The 15,041-nt window shown below is 29.2% G+C and carries 18 protein-coding genes; 12 read left to right on the forward strand and 6 right to left on the reverse strand.

The window, feature by feature from the left end; translation table 11 throughout:
• Positions 1 to 834 (reverse strand): NAD(+) diphosphatase, encoded by an 834-nt coding sequence (nudC, locus tag WAO56_RS02300; RefSeq protein ID WP_422143571.1) that lies wholly within the window; start codon positions 832 to 834, stop codon positions 1 to 3.
• Positions 835 to 969: 135 nt separating this feature from the next.
• Between nudC and WAO56_RS02305 the strand changes: the two genes are divergently transcribed.
• From WAO56_RS02305 to WAO56_RS02330, 6 genes are all read left to right on the forward strand, one after another.
• On the forward strand, positions 970 to 1,629 hold the full coding sequence (locus tag WAO56_RS02305; protein WP_422143570.1) for a DUF998 domain-containing protein: 660 nt from the start codon (positions 970 to 972) through the stop codon (positions 1,627 to 1,629).
• A gap of 18 nt (positions 1,630 to 1,647) precedes the next feature.
• On the forward strand, positions 1,648 to 2,121 hold the full coding sequence (locus WAO56_RS02310; RefSeq protein ID WP_422143569.1) for a pyridoxamine 5'-phosphate oxidase family protein: 474 nt from the start codon (positions 1,648 to 1,650) through the stop codon (positions 2,119 to 2,121).
• A gap of 121 nt (positions 2,122 to 2,242) precedes the next feature.
• Entirely contained in the window at positions 2,243 to 3,277 is a 1,035-nt protein-coding gene (locus WAO56_RS02315; RefSeq protein ID WP_422143568.1) for a lipoate--protein ligase, read from the forward strand.
• Entirely contained in the window at positions 3,274 to 4,251 is a 978-nt protein-coding gene (locus tag WAO56_RS02320) for a lipoate--protein ligase (protein ID WP_422143567.1), read from the forward strand. Before WAO56_RS02315 ends, WAO56_RS02320 begins: the two co-directional genes overlap by 4 nt.
• A gap of 11 nt (positions 4,252 to 4,262) precedes the next feature.
• On the forward strand, positions 4,263 to 5,108 hold the full coding sequence (gene lipA / locus WAO56_RS02325; RefSeq protein ID WP_422143566.1) for a lipoyl synthase: 846 nt from the start codon (positions 4,263 to 4,265) through the stop codon (positions 5,106 to 5,108).
• Positions 5,109 to 5,266: 158 nt separating this feature from the next.
• Positions 5,267 to 6,361 (forward strand): hypothetical protein, encoded by a 1,095-nt coding sequence (locus tag WAO56_RS02330; protein ID WP_422143565.1) that lies wholly within the window; start codon positions 5,267 to 5,269, stop codon positions 6,359 to 6,361.
• Positions 6,362 to 6,424: 63 nt separating this feature from the next.
• Here WAO56_RS02330 and WAO56_RS02335 read toward each other — a convergent pair whose 3' ends face one another.
• Both WAO56_RS02335 and WAO56_RS02340 read right to left on the reverse strand, forming a co-directional pair.
• A complete protein-coding gene (locus WAO56_RS02335) occupies positions 6,425 to 6,787 on the reverse strand; it encodes a DUF6572 domain-containing protein (protein ID WP_422143564.1) in 363 nt (120 codons plus the stop codon).
• Positions 6,788 to 6,879: 92 nt separating this feature from the next.
• Complete coding sequence (locus WAO56_RS02340) at positions 6,880 to 7,221, reverse strand: DUF6572 domain-containing protein (protein WP_422143563.1); 342 nt, start codon at positions 7,219 to 7,221, stop codon at positions 6,880 to 6,882.
• 77 nt (positions 7,222 to 7,298) lie between these two features.
• On the opposite strand from WAO56_RS02340, the gene WAO56_RS02345 reads away from it, so the two are divergent.
• The 6 genes from WAO56_RS02345 to WAO56_RS02370 all read left to right on the forward strand — a co-directional run bounded on the left by WAO56_RS02345 (position 7,299) and on the right by WAO56_RS02370 (position 13,146).
• Positions 7,299 to 7,946 carry an epoxyqueuosine reductase QueH gene (locus WAO56_RS02345; RefSeq protein ID WP_422143562.1) on the forward strand — a complete coding sequence of 216 codons (648 nt, stop codon included), beginning with the start codon at positions 7,299 to 7,301 and terminating at the stop codon, positions 7,944 to 7,946.
• A gap of 231 nt (positions 7,947 to 8,177) precedes the next feature.
• Positions 8,178 to 9,338: an SIS domain-containing protein gene (locus WAO56_RS02350; protein ID WP_422143561.1), complete on the forward strand. Its 1,161-nt coding sequence runs from the start codon at positions 8,178 to 8,180 to the stop codon at positions 9,336 to 9,338.
• Between the two features lie 9 nt (positions 9,339 to 9,347).
• Positions 9,348 to 10,499, forward strand: a complete 1,152-nt coding sequence (gene nagA, locus WAO56_RS02355) for an N-acetylglucosamine-6-phosphate deacetylase (RefSeq protein ID WP_422143560.1) — start codon at positions 9,348 to 9,350, stop codon at positions 10,497 to 10,499.
• Positions 10,496 to 11,428: a 1-phosphofructokinase gene (gene pfkB, locus WAO56_RS02360; RefSeq protein ID WP_422143559.1), complete on the forward strand. Its 933-nt coding sequence runs from the start codon at positions 10,496 to 10,498 to the stop codon at positions 11,426 to 11,428. Before nagA ends, pfkB begins: the two co-directional genes overlap by 4 nt.
• 8 nt (positions 11,429 to 11,436) lie before the next feature.
• Positions 11,437 to 12,417, forward strand: a complete 981-nt coding sequence (gene lacD, locus WAO56_RS02365) for a tagatose-bisphosphate aldolase (RefSeq protein WP_422143558.1) — start codon at positions 11,437 to 11,439, stop codon at positions 12,415 to 12,417.
• Between the two features lie 3 nt (positions 12,418 to 12,420).
• Positions 12,421 to 13,146 (forward strand): GntR family transcriptional regulator, encoded by a 726-nt coding sequence (locus WAO56_RS02370; protein ID WP_422143557.1) that lies wholly within the window; start codon positions 12,421 to 12,423, stop codon positions 13,144 to 13,146.
• An 82-nt stretch (positions 13,147 to 13,228) separates the two neighbouring features.
• Here the strand turns inward: WAO56_RS02370 and WAO56_RS02375 are convergent, their stop codons facing one another.
• The 3 genes from WAO56_RS02375 to WAO56_RS02385 all read right to left on the reverse strand — a co-directional run.
• Positions 13,229 to 14,227, reverse strand: coding sequence for a formamidase (locus WAO56_RS02375; RefSeq protein ID WP_422143556.1), 999 nt, complete (start codon positions 14,225 to 14,227; stop codon positions 13,229 to 13,231).
• Between the two features lie 234 nt (positions 14,228 to 14,461).
• Positions 14,462 to 14,887: a PTS fructose transporter subunit IIBC gene (locus WAO56_RS02380; protein ID WP_422143555.1), complete on the reverse strand. Its 426-nt coding sequence runs from the start codon at positions 14,885 to 14,887 to the stop codon at positions 14,462 to 14,464.
• Positions 14,888 to 14,954: 67 nt separating this feature from the next.
• Positions 14,955 to 15,041, reverse strand: an 87-nt coding sequence (locus tag WAO56_RS02385; protein WP_422146232.1) for a zinc ribbon domain-containing protein, incomplete at its 5' end; no start/stop codon positions are given.

The raw sequence follows: 15,041 nt of genomic DNA on the forward strand, positions 1-15,041 counted from the left end.
TCACCTAAACTTTACTCTATTATCTTTAAACATTTGTATCATTTCTGCTGTTAAGCTAATTAAGTCAGGGCTATTATCTAATTCTTCCCTAGTAACCCATTTAGCCATTGACAGTTCATCTTCATCTAGTTTTATTTGGTCAGAGCCATCGAGTTCACAGAAAAATCCAAATAAGAGGGAGCAGGAAAAACTCCAAGGCTGACTTTTATAATATGTAATGTTTTTTACCTCTAGGCCAACTTCCTCCATTACTTCACGACGGACGGTGTCTTCTATATTTTCTCCGATTTCTGCATAACCTGCTACTAAGGCATAGTTTTTATACTTGCTTCTGTTATATTTAGTAACTAATAATTTATCTTTATTAATTATTCCAACTATAACAGCAGGTGCTAAAAAAGGATATCTAGTGTCCTTACAATTACTACAAACCATAGACCTAGAAGTTTCACTATGGTACATTTTACTACCACATTTGCCACAGTATTTCGTGTTATTATACCATGTATTAAGTTGATACCCTGTTATACCAGCAAAGGACAAATATGTGGGCTTTGTTTTTCTTAATATAAAATTTGAATGTAAGGAATATTCTTTTAATTTACTAATATCTACATTTTCAGCTAAAAAATAATTTTTACTGTCAATTGTAAACAAGAAAGTGTAGTTTATGTTATCCTCTTTTATTTCTTCAATTGTTGGATAAGCTATATAATCATTTTCTTGTCTTAACAAGATTTTTTCATTATTATAAATTAAGGCTATATCATCTTTTTTAGGTTTTATATTCCTATATTCATTATTAAAAATATGAGGACAAATATCGTTAATCATTTAATCACCAGCTTTATAAATATATTAACAGAAAGAAGAAAATAGGGCTAGATAATAAATAAATTTATTAAAGCTTATGTATTTTTATACCTATATAATATATAATAGATGCAATTATTTATCTTGGAGGAAAATTTGAATTTAAGGAAAAATGGATTTTATTTTATGGTTATTGGAGTAATAAGTGAACTGATTTTACCCTTTATTCTTGGTGTTTTTGTTTCAGATTTTAATCAAATAATAAATGTTATAAGTAAATTTGGTGAAACAAAGGGATTTGTAAATATAGTTTTTAAAACATGGGAAATTACAAATGGTATTTTATTTTTAATGGCTATACCGGCATTTTTTACTAGATTTCGAAATACTTCAAAAAAACTAGCTAGGTACCTATCCTTATCAATAGGCTTATTTGCCTTAGGAGATTGTATTCTTACAGGTTTATTTGATAGCTCCATGTTGAATTTTAAAATTATTAATATAGGAAAGTTTATTCATGGCTCAGCTTCCCTAGTAGCCTTTATAGCTATAATTATAGGGATTTTAATATTGGGGAAATTATATAGCTTAGAAAAAAATAGAAAAATGGCCAATATAACAATTATAAATTTTATACTTGTAGGAATATTTATGATTTTATTTGCAGTTTCTAAAGTTGACTTTCTTTATAATATTATCGGTAGATATAGAGGCTTATGGCAAAAACTTTCATTATTATTTACATTTTTACCATTTTTTATTGTGGCTGTTAATTCAATATTTAATAATATAGAAAATAAAAATAGTTTATTTTAAATTAGGAGGAAATTACTTATGCAAAATCGAATGAAGATGAATCAATTAAACAAGGAAGAAATTGAAAATTTACTTAAAAGAACAGAAACAGGTTCTTTAGCTACAATTAATGAAGATGGAGGGCCTTATGTAATTCCTGTTCATTTTGTATATTATGAAGATAGTATATTTGTACATTCTTTACCAAAAGGGAAGAAACTCGATAATATTAAGGTGAATCCAAATATTTGTCTTTCTATTTATGAAATGCAAGGACTACTACTAGATTCAAAAGAGAATCCTTGTGATACAAATACTAAATATGAATCGGTAGTTATTTTTGGAAAGGCAACTTTATTAGAAGATGTAAGTATGAAGGAGACAATTTTAAAGGAGATAATAAAAAAATACACTCCGAATTTAATTAGTAGGGAAATTCCGGAAAACATGTTAAAGGGAACAGCTGTTACAAAAATAGAAATTAAAGAAATTACAGGAAAATATTACAAATAATTTTAAGAGAAAGTAATAATTGTTATTATTTTCTCTTATCTTTTTGTAAATATAATAGTGTGATATAATTTTTATATTGGGAAAAAGTTTCCAAATATTTCTTAATTTAAGGGGAAATTTAATGATAGTTATAGAAAACAATAATTTGGATCCAGCATATAATCATGCTTTAGAGGAATATTTATTTAATAATTTCAAGGATGATATTTTTATAATATGGAGAAATAAACCATGTATTCTTTTGGGGCGTAATCAAAATATATATAAGGAAGTAAATATTGACTACTGTATTGAAAATAATATGGATATTGTAAGAAGACTTTCTGGAGGAGGTACAATCTATTGTGATTTAGAAATAATCCAGTATACTTTTATTACAAAGGAAAGAGAGGGAAACTCCTTTAGTTATTTTACCAAGCCTATTATAGACTCACTAGATAAACTAGGATTAAAGGGAGAATTTACAGGTAGGAATGATTTAATTATAGACGGTAAGAAGTTTTCCGGTAATGCTCAATACCATAGTAATGGTAAAGTTCTTCATCATGGCTCAATACTATATGGTGGGAATATGGAAAATATGAAAAATGCCCTTAGACCTAATCCCTTAAAATTTGTTGGTAAAAATGTTAATTCCGTTTCAGCTAGAGTTGGAATGTTAAAAAATGAAATGGATTTATCGGTTACAGAATTTATGGACCATATTAAAAAAACTGTTTTAGAGGACTTTAACATTGATAAAATTACAAAAATAGATGGAAAAACAGAAGATGAAATTTTAAAAATCAGAGCTAAAAGATTTGCTTCAGATAAGTGGAATTATGGGAAAAGTCCAAAATGTGGTATAAAACATTCTGTAAAACACAATTTTGGTATTGTTGAATATGGTGTATCTCTTGCTAATGGAGTAGTTGAGGATATTATAATCAATGGAGATTTCTTTGGTAAAGACGATATTAAGAAATTTTCCCAAAGGTTAATAGGCCTTAGATTTACAGAAAAAGATTTTAGAAATGCCCTATATACTAATAAAGTATCTGATTATATTGATGGAATGACATCGGAAATTTTTATTAACGATATTTTCAAAATAGAGAGTATTGAAAGAAGCAATATTTTAATAGAGGATATTAATTGTAAGAAGGAGTGCTTATGATAGTTGTAAATAGTCCATATAATAGAATTGCATATAATTTAGCTGTTGAAAACTATGTTTTTAACAATTATGATGATGATATTTTTATGGTATGGAGAAATCAACCCTGTGTTGTAATTGGTAGAAATCAAAATATATATAAGGAAGTAAATATTAAATACTGTGAAGAAAACAATATTGAAATAGTAAGAAGGCTTTCCGGCGGGGGAGCGGTTTTTCAAGATATGGAGGTTATTCAATACAGCTTTATTACTAAGGAAAGGGAAGGAAATTCCTTTGAATATTTTACAAAGCCTGTCCTTATAGCTTTAGAAAAATTAGGACTACATGGAGAATTTACAGGAAGAAATGATTTAGTTATAGATGGTAAGAAATTTTCCGGTAATGCCCAATACCATAGACATGGTAAAGTATTACATCATGGAACAATACTTTTTGGTGGAAACTTAGAACATTTAAAAAATGCTTTAAAACCAAATCCCTTGAAGTTTGTTGGTAAAAATGTTAAGTCTGTATCTTCAAGAGTAGGAAGATTAAAAGACGAAATAGATTTAACACCACAGGAATTTATGGACCATTTAAATAAAACTGTAATGGAAGTTTTTAATATTGACCATATTACAGAGCCGAATGAAGAAGAAAAGGAAAAAATAGAGGAAATTGTTTCTGAAAAATTCGGTAACGATAATTGGAACTATGGAATGACTCCTAAATTTCAAATTGAACTTGCTGAAAAACATGACTTTGGTATAGTTGAATACGGAATATCCCTAGATAAGGGGAAGGTTAGTAAATTTATTATAACAGGTGATTTTTTCAGTAATGATGAAGTTGACAAGTTAAGTGAAAAATTTATAGGATTAAATTTTACAGAAAGTGAATTTAAAAAAGCTTTAGAAGATGTTGATGTAGGTTTTTATATAATAGGAATGACAGAGGAAATTTTTATAAAGGATTTATTTAAAGAAAGATAGGGATGAAATAAATGAAAATAAAAAGAAAACCAGAATGGATGAAGCTTAAAATTCAAGGTGGAGGAAATACTGCAGAAGTAAAGCACTTACTAGATGACTTGAATTTAAATACAGTTTGTACCCATGCAAATTGTCCAAATAAAATGGAATGCTATGAAAGAAGAACAGCTACATTTATGATTTTAGGAAGTGTATGTACAAGAAATTGTAAGTTTTGCGATGTAGCTCATGGAAAACCAGATCCGGTAAATAAGCAGGAACCAAAAAACTTAGCTGAAGCAGTTAGAAGACTTAATCTTAAACATGCAGTTATTACATCTGTTGACAGGGATGATTTAGAAGACGGCGGTGCAACACAGTTTAGAAATGTTATTAGGGAAATAAGGGCCTTGACTCCAGGAGTAACAGTTGAAGTATTAATTCCAGATTTAAAGGGAAAAGAAGAATTAATGGATATAATTTATGATGAAAAACCAGATGTTTTAAATCATAATATAGAGGTAGTACCAGAACTATATGATGAAATAATGCCAGGTTCTAACTTTGAAAGAAGTTTAAAGGTTTTAGACTATGCTAAGAAAAAAGGTCTTGTAACAAAGACTGGAATTATGGTTGGACTTGGAGAAACAGAAGAACAAATGATAAATACCTTTAAAAGATTAAGGGAAATAGATGTAAATATGTTAACAATTGGACAGTATTTACAACCATCATTAGAACATGCAGAATTAAAAGAATATATAACTCCAGAACAATTTAAGAAATATGAGGACCTTGCTTATGAAATGGGATTTGCAAAAGTTGCGTCAGGTCCCTTTGTAAGAAGTTCATACCAGGCAGAGGCAATTAAATTGTAGAATAAAAATTAAATAACAAAATTTAAAGTACACCTATAAAGTTAAACATGGAATTTAGCCTTAAAGGTGTATTTTTAGTTAAATATTTTTTAAATATAGTTAAATTTTTATCCATTATGATATAATGTATTAATATATATTAAATAGGCGGAATTATTATGAAAAACATACGATTTTATTTAAGGGTCATACTTATGTTAGGCGTTACTGTTTCGGTGCTTTACTGGAGTAACAACTATATGGCTTTTAACATGGCTTGTATTGTTTGCTTAGTTTTTTTCTTAGTTAACAATGCCTTGTCACAAATTACAAGAAAAGAAAAGGTACTATATTTAATTATCTATACTATAATTATGGCCTTTCAAATAATAGCCAATAATTTTATTTATTATTTTTTTGCAAATAATGAAAAGTTTTTTTTATTATATAGAATAATAGGAATGGTATTAATTCTTACGCCGTTTTTTATTAAGCGAATATTAATAAAAACAGGCTTGGTTTTTCTTATTTACCCATATTTTAATAGGTTCTACTCCTTTACATATTCTCAAATTATGAAGGATAAGGATATTATTACAGGAAAAATTGAACTGGTAAAAAGAGCAGGTACAAGTATAACAAGAGAACAAATAAATGAAATAATACAGGATATGCCAAGGCACAGCGCCTTTTCATACATTAACAATAAAAGCCTTTCAGAAGGATATTTTAACAAGGCTTACTCAACCTTAAACAATGGCTATATGTATATTGTTATATCTAGAACAAAAAGCTCAGCTAGTGAAATAATTGGAGCCTTTACAAATAAGTTGTATAATCATGTTTCCCTATCCTTTGATGAAAAATTAGAAACTATTATAAGTTATAATGGTGGCGGTGGTGTTTATTCACCAGGCCTAAATCCAGAGGAACTGGAACAGTTAATTAAAAATGAAGGTGCTTCAATAATAGTGTATAAATTAAAAGCAAATTCGGAACAGAAAAAGACTATTTTAGAAAAAGTTAGGGAAATAAATGAAGTAGGTAGCTCCTATAATATTACTGGAGTTTTTCAATATTCCCATAAGCCCAATATTATGTTTTGCTCTCAATTTGTATATTTAATGTTGGAAATTGCAGATTTAAATTATTTTAATAAAAATATTATGAAGGTTAAACCAACGGATTTTATAGAGCTGGATTATTATAGGAAATTAGAATATATTAATAAAATTGAAATAAGCGAAGAAGTAGTAGAATATAAGAGAAATTAAAAAAGAGAAGTTTTTACTTCTCTTTTTGACTTATTAAATAAACTATTTAATATTTTAGAAACCTCAGCCACAAGAAGTTGGCTCTTCCTGTGAACTTTCATCAATAGCAACAATAACCTTAATATTTTCTTTTTCTAAATCTCCATTAACCATATCAAAGAATTTTATTGCAAGTTCTGTAGGATATGAATTCATATGAATATCTATTGTAAACTCATTAAATTCGCCATTAGGATAAACGTGTTTGTATTGTTCCCCTCTTATATATTCTACATAAGCATTAATTTTATTTTGTAAATGCTCTAAATGTTGTTTTTCATCGTCAGTAACCCAATTAAGAGTGTCGTTAATTAATAATATTAAATCACTTTCATTTTTGTTATTAACTCCTAAACCATCGACTTGAAAATATTCATTAACTGCCATAATAACCTCCAAAAAATTATTCAGGTAAAAAACCTGTATAATTATATACCCAATATTTTATTTCTAAATATACTATTTAGTAATTAGCAGCCTCAACCTGGAAAATTTTGTTGAGAAAGGGATAAATTCAAGGTAATTTTATTTTTTTTAAATTCATCCTTATATTTATCGAATAAATCTAAAGCAGATTGTGGAAGTTTATATTCATGTATATATTTAATAACAAAACTAGAATAGTGGTTATTTTTAAATAAAGAATCAAACTTTCTTCCCTTGATATATTCAATATAGTATTTAATCTTATTTTCCAAATGATAAAGATGTGTGCCTTCTATTTCTTCATTCCATAAAAGTGAGTCATTTATATGTAATGTAAGAACTTCTTTATTGTCTGTTTCAAATCCGTCTATTAAATATTGTTCAGCAATGCTCATAATAACCTCCTCTAGCTATATATATTATAATACCCAAAATATGTTACAATAATATTCTAAGAGAGAGGAAATATCTTATGGAGAAAAGAAATTATCAAAAAGAGTTAGAAAAAATAATTAATAATATAGATGAAGAAAATCCACCAAAACTATTATTACATAGTTGTTGTGGACCATGTTCAAGTTATGTTTTAGAGTACTTAAGTCAGTATTTTAAAATTACCTTATTTTATTATAATCCAAATATTTTTCCCAGGAAGGAGTATTTTATTAGACTGGAAGAGCAAAGAGAAGTAATAAAAAAAATAAATGCCAAATATCCTATAGATTTAATAGAGGGAGAATATATTCCTAAAAAATATTTTAATAGTATTAAAGGCTATGAAGATTTAGGTGAAGGTACAGAAAGATGCTTTAAGTGCTATGAATTTAGAATGAGGCAAGCGGCCTTTTTATGCCATAAATATAAGATGGATTATTTTACAACTACTTTAAGTATAAGCCCCTATAAAAATGTTAATAAAATAAATGAAATAGGGGAAAAAATAGCACTAGAATACAAGGTTAAACACCTACCATCGGATTTTAAGAAAAAAGGTGGCTACCAACGCTCAATAGAACTATCTAAGGAGTGGAATCTATACAGACAGGATTATTGTGGTTGTATTTTTTCAAAAAAAGAAACGGAAGAAAGAAATAAAAGAAAACAAGATATACATATATAGTTATTTGTTTAATTATACATGTATATTTTTTTGTAAAATTTTATAAGGGCAAGATTTATTAATATAAGGCTAACTGGTATCTAAATTTCCTAGTTGAAATATCAATACACAGTAGGGGAATGTAGAAATAGGTATCTATAAAATGGCTTATTTTCAATATTTGTAGCATATTAATCGGAAATAAGGTATAATTAAGTAAAGAGTACCAGTATAATAATAAAGGAGGAAAAAATGTTTAATTTAGAAAAAAAGGTATTAGAGGATTTAGGTGCGGTAATTACGGTGGAAGAAGTTGCTCAACAGCCAGATTTATGGTTAGAAACATTGAAAATTTATGAGGAAAACAAAGAAAAAATAGAGACGTTTATAGATAGAATTTCAGAAGGTAAGGAAAAGGTAAGAGTTATATTTACAGGAGCAGGAACTTCTGCATATGTTGGGGATATAGCAGTGAAACATTTACTCTTAAAGAAGAATAGAAATTTAGTTTTTGAATCAATTCCTACAACGGATATTGTTTCAAATCCATATTTATTTTTTAATAAGGAAGAAACAACTGTTTTAGTTTCCTTTGCAAGAAGTGGAAACAGTCCTGAAAGTATTAAGGCTGTTGATTTAGCAAATCAATTAGTAGATGATATTTATCATTTAGCAATAACATGTGCAAAAGAAGGGAAATTATCACAGGATTTAAAGGACAAGGACAATGCCTTTGTTCTATTAATGCCGGACAAGTCAAACGATAAAGGCTTTGCTATGACAGGCTCCTTTACCTGTATGCTACTTTCAAGTATATTGATTTTTGATAAGGACATCAATGAAGAAGAAAAGAAAAATAATGTAGAATTAATAGCAAAATTGGGTAAGAATGTAGTTGAAAGAGATGAAGAAATACAACAATTTGTAGATTTAGATTTTAATAGAGTTGTTTATTTAGGTTCCGGTGTATTTGCACCATTAACAAGGGAAGCACAATTAAAAATACTAGAACTAACTGCAGGAGAAATTGTAACTTGTTTTGATTCATCTATGGGATTTAGACATGGTCCAAAATCCTTTGTTAATGAAAAGACACTAGTATTTGATTTTGTTTCTACTAATGAATATACAAGAAAATATGATGTAGATATATTAAATGAGATTTATGAAAATGACATAGCAGTAGAAACTGTAGCTATAACAAAGGATAATCTAAATGAAAACTTTAAAGAATTTTCTTTAAATGAAGCTGCAAATATTGAAGACATATTCTTGGTATTTCCATATATAATGGTGGCACAAACCGTTGCAATTATGGCAAGTTTAAAAGTAAACAACAAACCAGATACTCCATCTGCAACTGGTACAGTTAATAGAGTGGTTAAAGGAGTAATAATCCATTCTTACGAATAGGAGATTAATATGGCAGAAAATTTATATTTAAAAGTAAAGGAAGTTTATCTAAAGGATAAAATAGAAAAAGATAAAATAATCGAAATTGAAAATGGAAAAATAAAAGGTTTTGTAGAAGAGGTTCCTACAGGAAAAAGATTTATGGACTATTCAGACTTTATAGCTGCACCAGGCTATGTAGATACCCATATTCATGGTTGGGGTGGTTATGATATTATGGATGGTAAAAAAGAAAGTCTTTTAGAAATATCAAAGGGAATAGTTAATAATGGTGTTACAACTTTTTTAGCTACAACATTAACTGCTACTACAGAAGAGCTAGATAATGCATGTGAAATAGTTGGAAAATACCATAATGAATGTCAGGGAGCTAAAGTAGGAGGCATTTTCTTAGAAGGTCCATTTTTTACTGAAAAATATAAAGGAGCTCAAAATCCAGAGTATATGTCTGCACCAAATTATGAGAAATTAAAAAAATGGTACGACCTTTCTAATGGTTTAGTTAAAAAAATTGCTATTGCACCAGAACTAGAAGGTAGTGAGGAATTTATAAAGAAGGCAAAAGAACTAGGTGTATTTGTTGCTTTAGGTCATAGTGATGCAACTTATGAGGAAGCCTATAATGCAGTTATGGCAGGAGCAAGTATTTTTGTTCATGTTTATAATGGAATGAGTCCACTACACCATAGAAATCCTGGAATGGTAGGGGCAGCCTTATCTTTAAAGGATGTTTTTGCCGAATTAATATGCGATGGTCATCATGTGCATCCAGCAGCAGCCAATGTAGTTATGAGAGCTAGAGGAAAAGATGAGGTAGTTTTAATAACTGATTGTATGATGGCTGGCGGAATGCCAGAAGGTGAATATAAACTTGGAGATTTTGATGTTCACGTTAAGGATGGTACAGCAAGACTTGATAATGGTTCCTTAGCAGGTTCTGTATTAAGACTTGAAGATGGTGTTAAAAATGTTGTTAAATGGGGAATTGCTACACCATTTGAAGCTATACAAATGGCTAGTCAAATTCCAGCAAAATCCGTTGGTATAGATGATAAAGCAGGAATTTTAGATATTGGAAGAGATGCAGATATAAATATTTTAGATGATAATATGGGAATAATTGCAACATATATAGACGGGGAGTTGAAATCTGCTAAATGATAGTTACGGTAACTTTAAATCCTTCAATTGATATTTCCTATAGACTTGAAGAATTTTTAATTGATGGTGTAAACAGAACTAATAAGGTTAGTAAAACTCCGGGAGGAAAGGGCCTAAATGTTACTAGGGTGTTAAAACAATTAAAGGCGGATGTACTAGCTACAGGATTTTTAGGTGGAAGAACCGGAGAGTTTTTAGAAGACGGATTAAAAGAATTAAGTATAAATACAAAATTCTTACAAGTTAAAGGCAATACAAGAAATTGTATAGCCATATTACATGAAGGTAAACAAACGGAAATTTTAGAGTCTGGAGAGGAAATATCTAAGGAAGAACAGGAAGAATTCTTTCGCTTATTTGAAAAAATAATAGAAAAAGCCTCTGTTGTTACAATTTCAGGTTCTGTTCCTCCAGGAATAGCAAGTGATTATTATGAAGAGCTTTTAAAAATAGCTAGTCGTAACAATATTAAAGTAATATTGGATACCTCTGGTAATAGTTTAAAAAATATAGTATTAAACAGTGAAATTAAACCCTATTGTATAAAACCCAATGAAACTGAAATAAAGCAAATTGAAGGTAAGGAAATTAATACTAAAAAAGAGTTAATAGAGTATTTAAAGTCAAAAATATTTAATGAAATTGAGCTAGTTGTTGTAACAATGGGAGGGGAAGGAGCATTAGTAAAATATAAAGATGAATTTTACAATGTGGAAATTCCAAAAATAAAAGTTGTTAATCCTGTAGGTTCAGGAGATTCAACAGTTGCAGGAATTGCTTATGGACTTGAAAACAATCTTAATATAGAAGAAACTATTAAGTATGCAATGACTTGTGGAATTTTAAATACTATGGAAGAAAAAACCGGATTTATTAATGTAAATGAAGTAGAAAACATTAAAAATCAAGTAAAAGTTATAAAATTATAGGAGATAATATGAAAAAATTAACACCAAACAAAAAAGAAGCATTACTTAGATTATCAAATTCAAATAATATTATAGCAGCTTTGGCAATTGACCAAAGAGGTGCTATAAGAAAAATGATGGGAAAAATTGATCCAGAAAAAGCTACAAAAGAAATGATAGTTGATTTCAAAATAGCAGTGTCTAGAGAATTAACTAAATATTCATCTTCTATTTTATTGGATCCGGAATATGGTCTACCAGCATCAAAAGAAAGAGATGAAAATGCTGGACTTTTAATAGCTTATGAAAAAACCGGTTATGATGCTAATGCAGTAGGAAGATTGCCTGATTTACTTCCAATTTGGTCAGTAAAAAGGATAAAAGAACAAGGGGCAGATGCAGTAAAAATACTTCTTTATTACGATATAGATGAAGGCGATGAAATAAATGAGCAAAAACATGCCTTTATTGAAAGAGTAGGCTCTGAATGTGTAGGAGAAGATATTCCATTTTTCCTAGAAATAATATCATATGATGCAAATATTGAAGATTCTAAATCAAAAGAATATGCAAAAATAAAACCTCATAAGGTAAATGATGCTATGAGATTATTTTCCCAAGATAGATATAATGTAGATGTATTAAAAATGGAAGTACCTGTTAACATGGATTATGTTGAAGGCTATGGGGAAGATTTTGTATATACAAGAGAAGAGGCCTTAAAATACTTTAAGGAGCAAAGTGAAGCGTCACACCTACCATTTATATTTTTAAGTGCAGGAGTTTCAGCAGAGATGTTCCAAGAGACTTTAAGGTTTGCAAAGGAAGCAGGCTCAACATTTAATGGAGTTTTATGTGGTAGGGCTACATGGGCAAAAGGTGTAGATGCTTTTATGGAATCAGAAGAAAAAGGTTATACATGGTTAAAAACTGAAGGTAAGAAAAATATTGAAGATTTAAATAAAGTTATAGAGGAAACAGCTAGCCCTTGGACAAGTAAATTAGATTAAGATATGAAACTAGAGAAGAAGAATAAAATACCACTTTATTCACAGTTAGTTGACATATTGGTGTCTGAAATGGAGCTTATGAAACCAGGGGATAAGCTTCCATCTGAAAGGCAGTTGTGCAGGTTATATGATTTAAGTAGGACAACAGTAAGACAGGCAATATCGGAACTTGAATTAAATGGATATATAGAGAGAATTCATGGAAAAGGTACTTTTGTTGCTACTAGGGATAGTAAAAAACATAATTTGTCTGATTATTATAGTTTTACAGAGCAGATGAAAAGCATAGGTAAAAATCCTAAGACAACTGTTTTAGAGTTTCATATTGAAAGATCTAATAAATTTGTTTCCGATAAATTAAAAATAAAAGAAGGAGATAAGGTTATAAGATTTATAAGAATTAGAGAAGCTGATGAAACTCCAATGATGTTGGAAACTACCTTTATTCCCTATAATGATTTTTCTAAAATTACAAAAGATACTTTAAATGAATTGCCACTATATGATATTTTTGAACAAAGGTACAATAGAAAAATAGCCCATGTAGAAGAAGATTTTTCAGCAAGTTTAGTTGGAAAAGAAGAATCTTCCTACTTAAAAGTAAGTCAAGGAGTTCCGTGTTTAAGAATTAGAAGACTTAGTTATGACAATAAGGGAAAAATAATCGAATATACTATAAGTTTTGCAAGAGGGGACCAATTTGCCTACAAGGTTTCATATAATAGTTAAAATAAAAAGAGAATTCTACAAAAGAAACGGTTCTTTATCAAATAGAGTTGATAAAGAACCGTTTTATTAAACAAGTTTTATTTTAGAATCTTCCGCCTTCTTTAGGATATCCATAGATAGTACCATCTTTTATCTCTATTTCATCATCCCAAGGAAGTTTATAAGTACCATTTGCTAAATCGTTAATATAAGTAAAATTAGTAGTTTTTTCCCCACCAGGCTCTGCTACATAGCCTCTAGCTCCTAAATTATATATATTGTTTTCTAATCCCCAAGATTTTCTTGCGTTATCAGCAAGAACAGGGAAAATTTCAGCTGTTATGATTTCATTAGGATTTCTATCCCCCTGAACTAAAGTAGTACCATCATAGTTACATACTTGTCCTTCTCCGAAATAATAGAAAGTATTATCGTATCCAGCTAGGTTAACGGAAATAGTGTACATTAAATTATGCCAAGCATTAGCAGCATTAGTCAACTTCCATTGTTCGTTAACTATTGTACTATAGCCGGATATTCTAATATAGACATTACATCCTTTATAGGCAGCCTCTCTTGCTAATTCAGGAAACATTCCATCATGACAAATGCAAACGGCTAGCTTACTACCACCAGGACCATCACATACTGGTATACCTTCATTTCCAGGAGCCCAAGGTTCTATTGGATTCCAAGGAAAGACTTTTCTATATTTAAGTATTATCTCACCATTAGGGTCTATTATTATGGCTGTATTATAAGGGTTTTTATTTGGATCTGGATTTCTTTCCATAATTGAAAATACACCGTACACTCCAGCTTCCTTACAAGCATCTGCCATAGCATCAGACTCCTTACCAGGAATATCACAAATAAATTCTTCAGTAGTCCATTTTTTTGTATTTAGTCCTTGAAGACTATATTCTGGGAATATTATTAATTCTAAACCTGGATACCCCGACTTCATTGATTTTACCGTATCGGTAATTACTTTTAATTGTCTATCAATATCTTCTCTTGAATTGATAATAGGAACTTGCAATTGTATTGCTCCAGCTAAAAAACCTAACTTTGGTTTATTGCTACTACCAGAACTACCCATATTTTTCCCTCCTAAAGAAAACGTATTCCTACATAATTGAATTATGCTTCCTGTCAATTACATTATATAGTTGAAACCTTTAAAAGTCAATTAAGTCTTGAGAATAAGATTATAGGGCATGATTTATACCAATTAATAGAAAATACAAAAAACCAACATTTTATGTATCTATCTCTAATTTCTAGAGAATGTACATGTATGTTGGTTTAAGATTTTAATTATAATAAATTCAAATTAGATTCCTTCAAAATCATCATTATTATCTTCTACAATAGGTAGTTCAAAGGCTGTAATACCTTCCTTACCGGCATTTATTATTGCATTGGAAAACTCTTCTAAATCATCAATAGGTTCAAAAGCAGCGGTATAGAGCATTTGGAAATTTGCCCCAGCTAAAACCTTAACATTACTATTTTCATTTGTTAATAATACTGACCTATTAAATGGAGTTCCACCGGCTAAGTCTGTTAATATAATTATATTATCGTATTCTTTTAAACTTTCTAAAGCTTCAGTTAACTTCTTATCTAAACCTTCTGTTCCATCATTTTCTAAAAAATCAACTACTTTAACATTATCCATTTCTCCAGCTATTAATTTTAATCCGCTGTATAAACCAGATGGGAAATTTCCATGAGCTGTTAAAATTACTCCGTTCATAATGCCTCCTTAAAAATAAAAGGAGCCAAATAGCCACTTCTTTTAAATTTTAGAATTATATATATTTTTAATTTCCTATTAAAAAGTCTAAAATATTCCAACCGTCTGATGTTTCTGCCCTGTAAAGCTCTGTATAACCACATCTGGAACAGCT

The organism is Miniphocaeibacter sp., from assembly GCF_049276255.1.
Taxonomy (GTDB): domain Bacteria; phylum Bacillota; class Clostridia; order Tissierellales; family Peptoniphilaceae; genus Miniphocaeibacter.

Excerpts from the sequence above, each read along its gene's own strand:
- nudC (WP_422143571.1), bottom strand. The coding sequence starts at position 834 with ATGATTAACGATATTTGTCCTCATATTTTTAATAATGAATATAGGAAT.
- WAO56_RS02310 (WP_422143569.1), top strand. The coding sequence starts at position 1,648 with ATGCAAAATCGAATGAAGATGAATCAATTAAACAAGGAAGAAATTGAA.
- WAO56_RS02315 (WP_422143568.1), top strand. The coding sequence starts at position 2,243 with ATGATAGTTATAGAAAACAATAATTTGGATCCAGCATATAATCATGCT.
- WAO56_RS02320 (WP_422143567.1), top strand. The coding sequence starts at position 3,274 with ATGATAGTTGTAAATAGTCCATATAATAGAATTGCATATAATTTAGCT.
- lipA (WP_422143566.1), top strand. The coding sequence starts at position 4,263 with ATGAAAATAAAAAGAAAACCAGAATGGATGAAGCTTAAAATTCAAGGT.
- WAO56_RS02330 (WP_422143565.1), top strand. The coding sequence starts at position 5,267 with ATGAAAAACATACGATTTTATTTAAGGGTCATACTTATGTTAGGCGTT.
- WAO56_RS02335 (WP_422143564.1), bottom strand. The coding sequence starts at position 6,787 with ATGGCAGTTAATGAATATTTTCAAGTCGATGGTTTAGGAGTTAATAAC.
- WAO56_RS02340 (WP_422143563.1), bottom strand. The coding sequence starts at position 7,221 with ATGAGCATTGCTGAACAATATTTAATAGACGGATTTGAAACAGACAAT.
- WAO56_RS02345 (WP_422143562.1), top strand. The coding sequence starts at position 7,299 with ATGGAGAAAAGAAATTATCAAAAAGAGTTAGAAAAAATAATTAATAAT.
- WAO56_RS02350 (WP_422143561.1), top strand. The coding sequence starts at position 8,178 with ATGTTTAATTTAGAAAAAAAGGTATTAGAGGATTTAGGTGCGGTAATT.
- nagA (WP_422143560.1), top strand. The coding sequence starts at position 9,348 with ATGGCAGAAAATTTATATTTAAAAGTAAAGGAAGTTTATCTAAAGGAT.
- pfkB (WP_422143559.1), top strand. The coding sequence starts at position 10,496 with ATGATAGTTACGGTAACTTTAAATCCTTCAATTGATATTTCCTATAGA.
- lacD (WP_422143558.1), top strand. The coding sequence starts at position 11,437 with ATGAAAAAATTAACACCAAACAAAAAAGAAGCATTACTTAGATTATCA.
- WAO56_RS02370 (WP_422143557.1), top strand. The coding sequence starts at position 12,421 with ATGAAACTAGAGAAGAAGAATAAAATACCACTTTATTCACAGTTAGTT.
- WAO56_RS02375 (WP_422143556.1), bottom strand. The coding sequence starts at position 14,227 with ATGGGTAGTTCTGGTAGTAGCAATAAACCAAAGTTAGGTTTTTTAGCT.
- WAO56_RS02380 (WP_422143555.1), bottom strand. The coding sequence starts at position 14,887 with ATGAACGGAGTAATTTTAACAGCTCATGGAAATTTCCCATCTGGTTTA.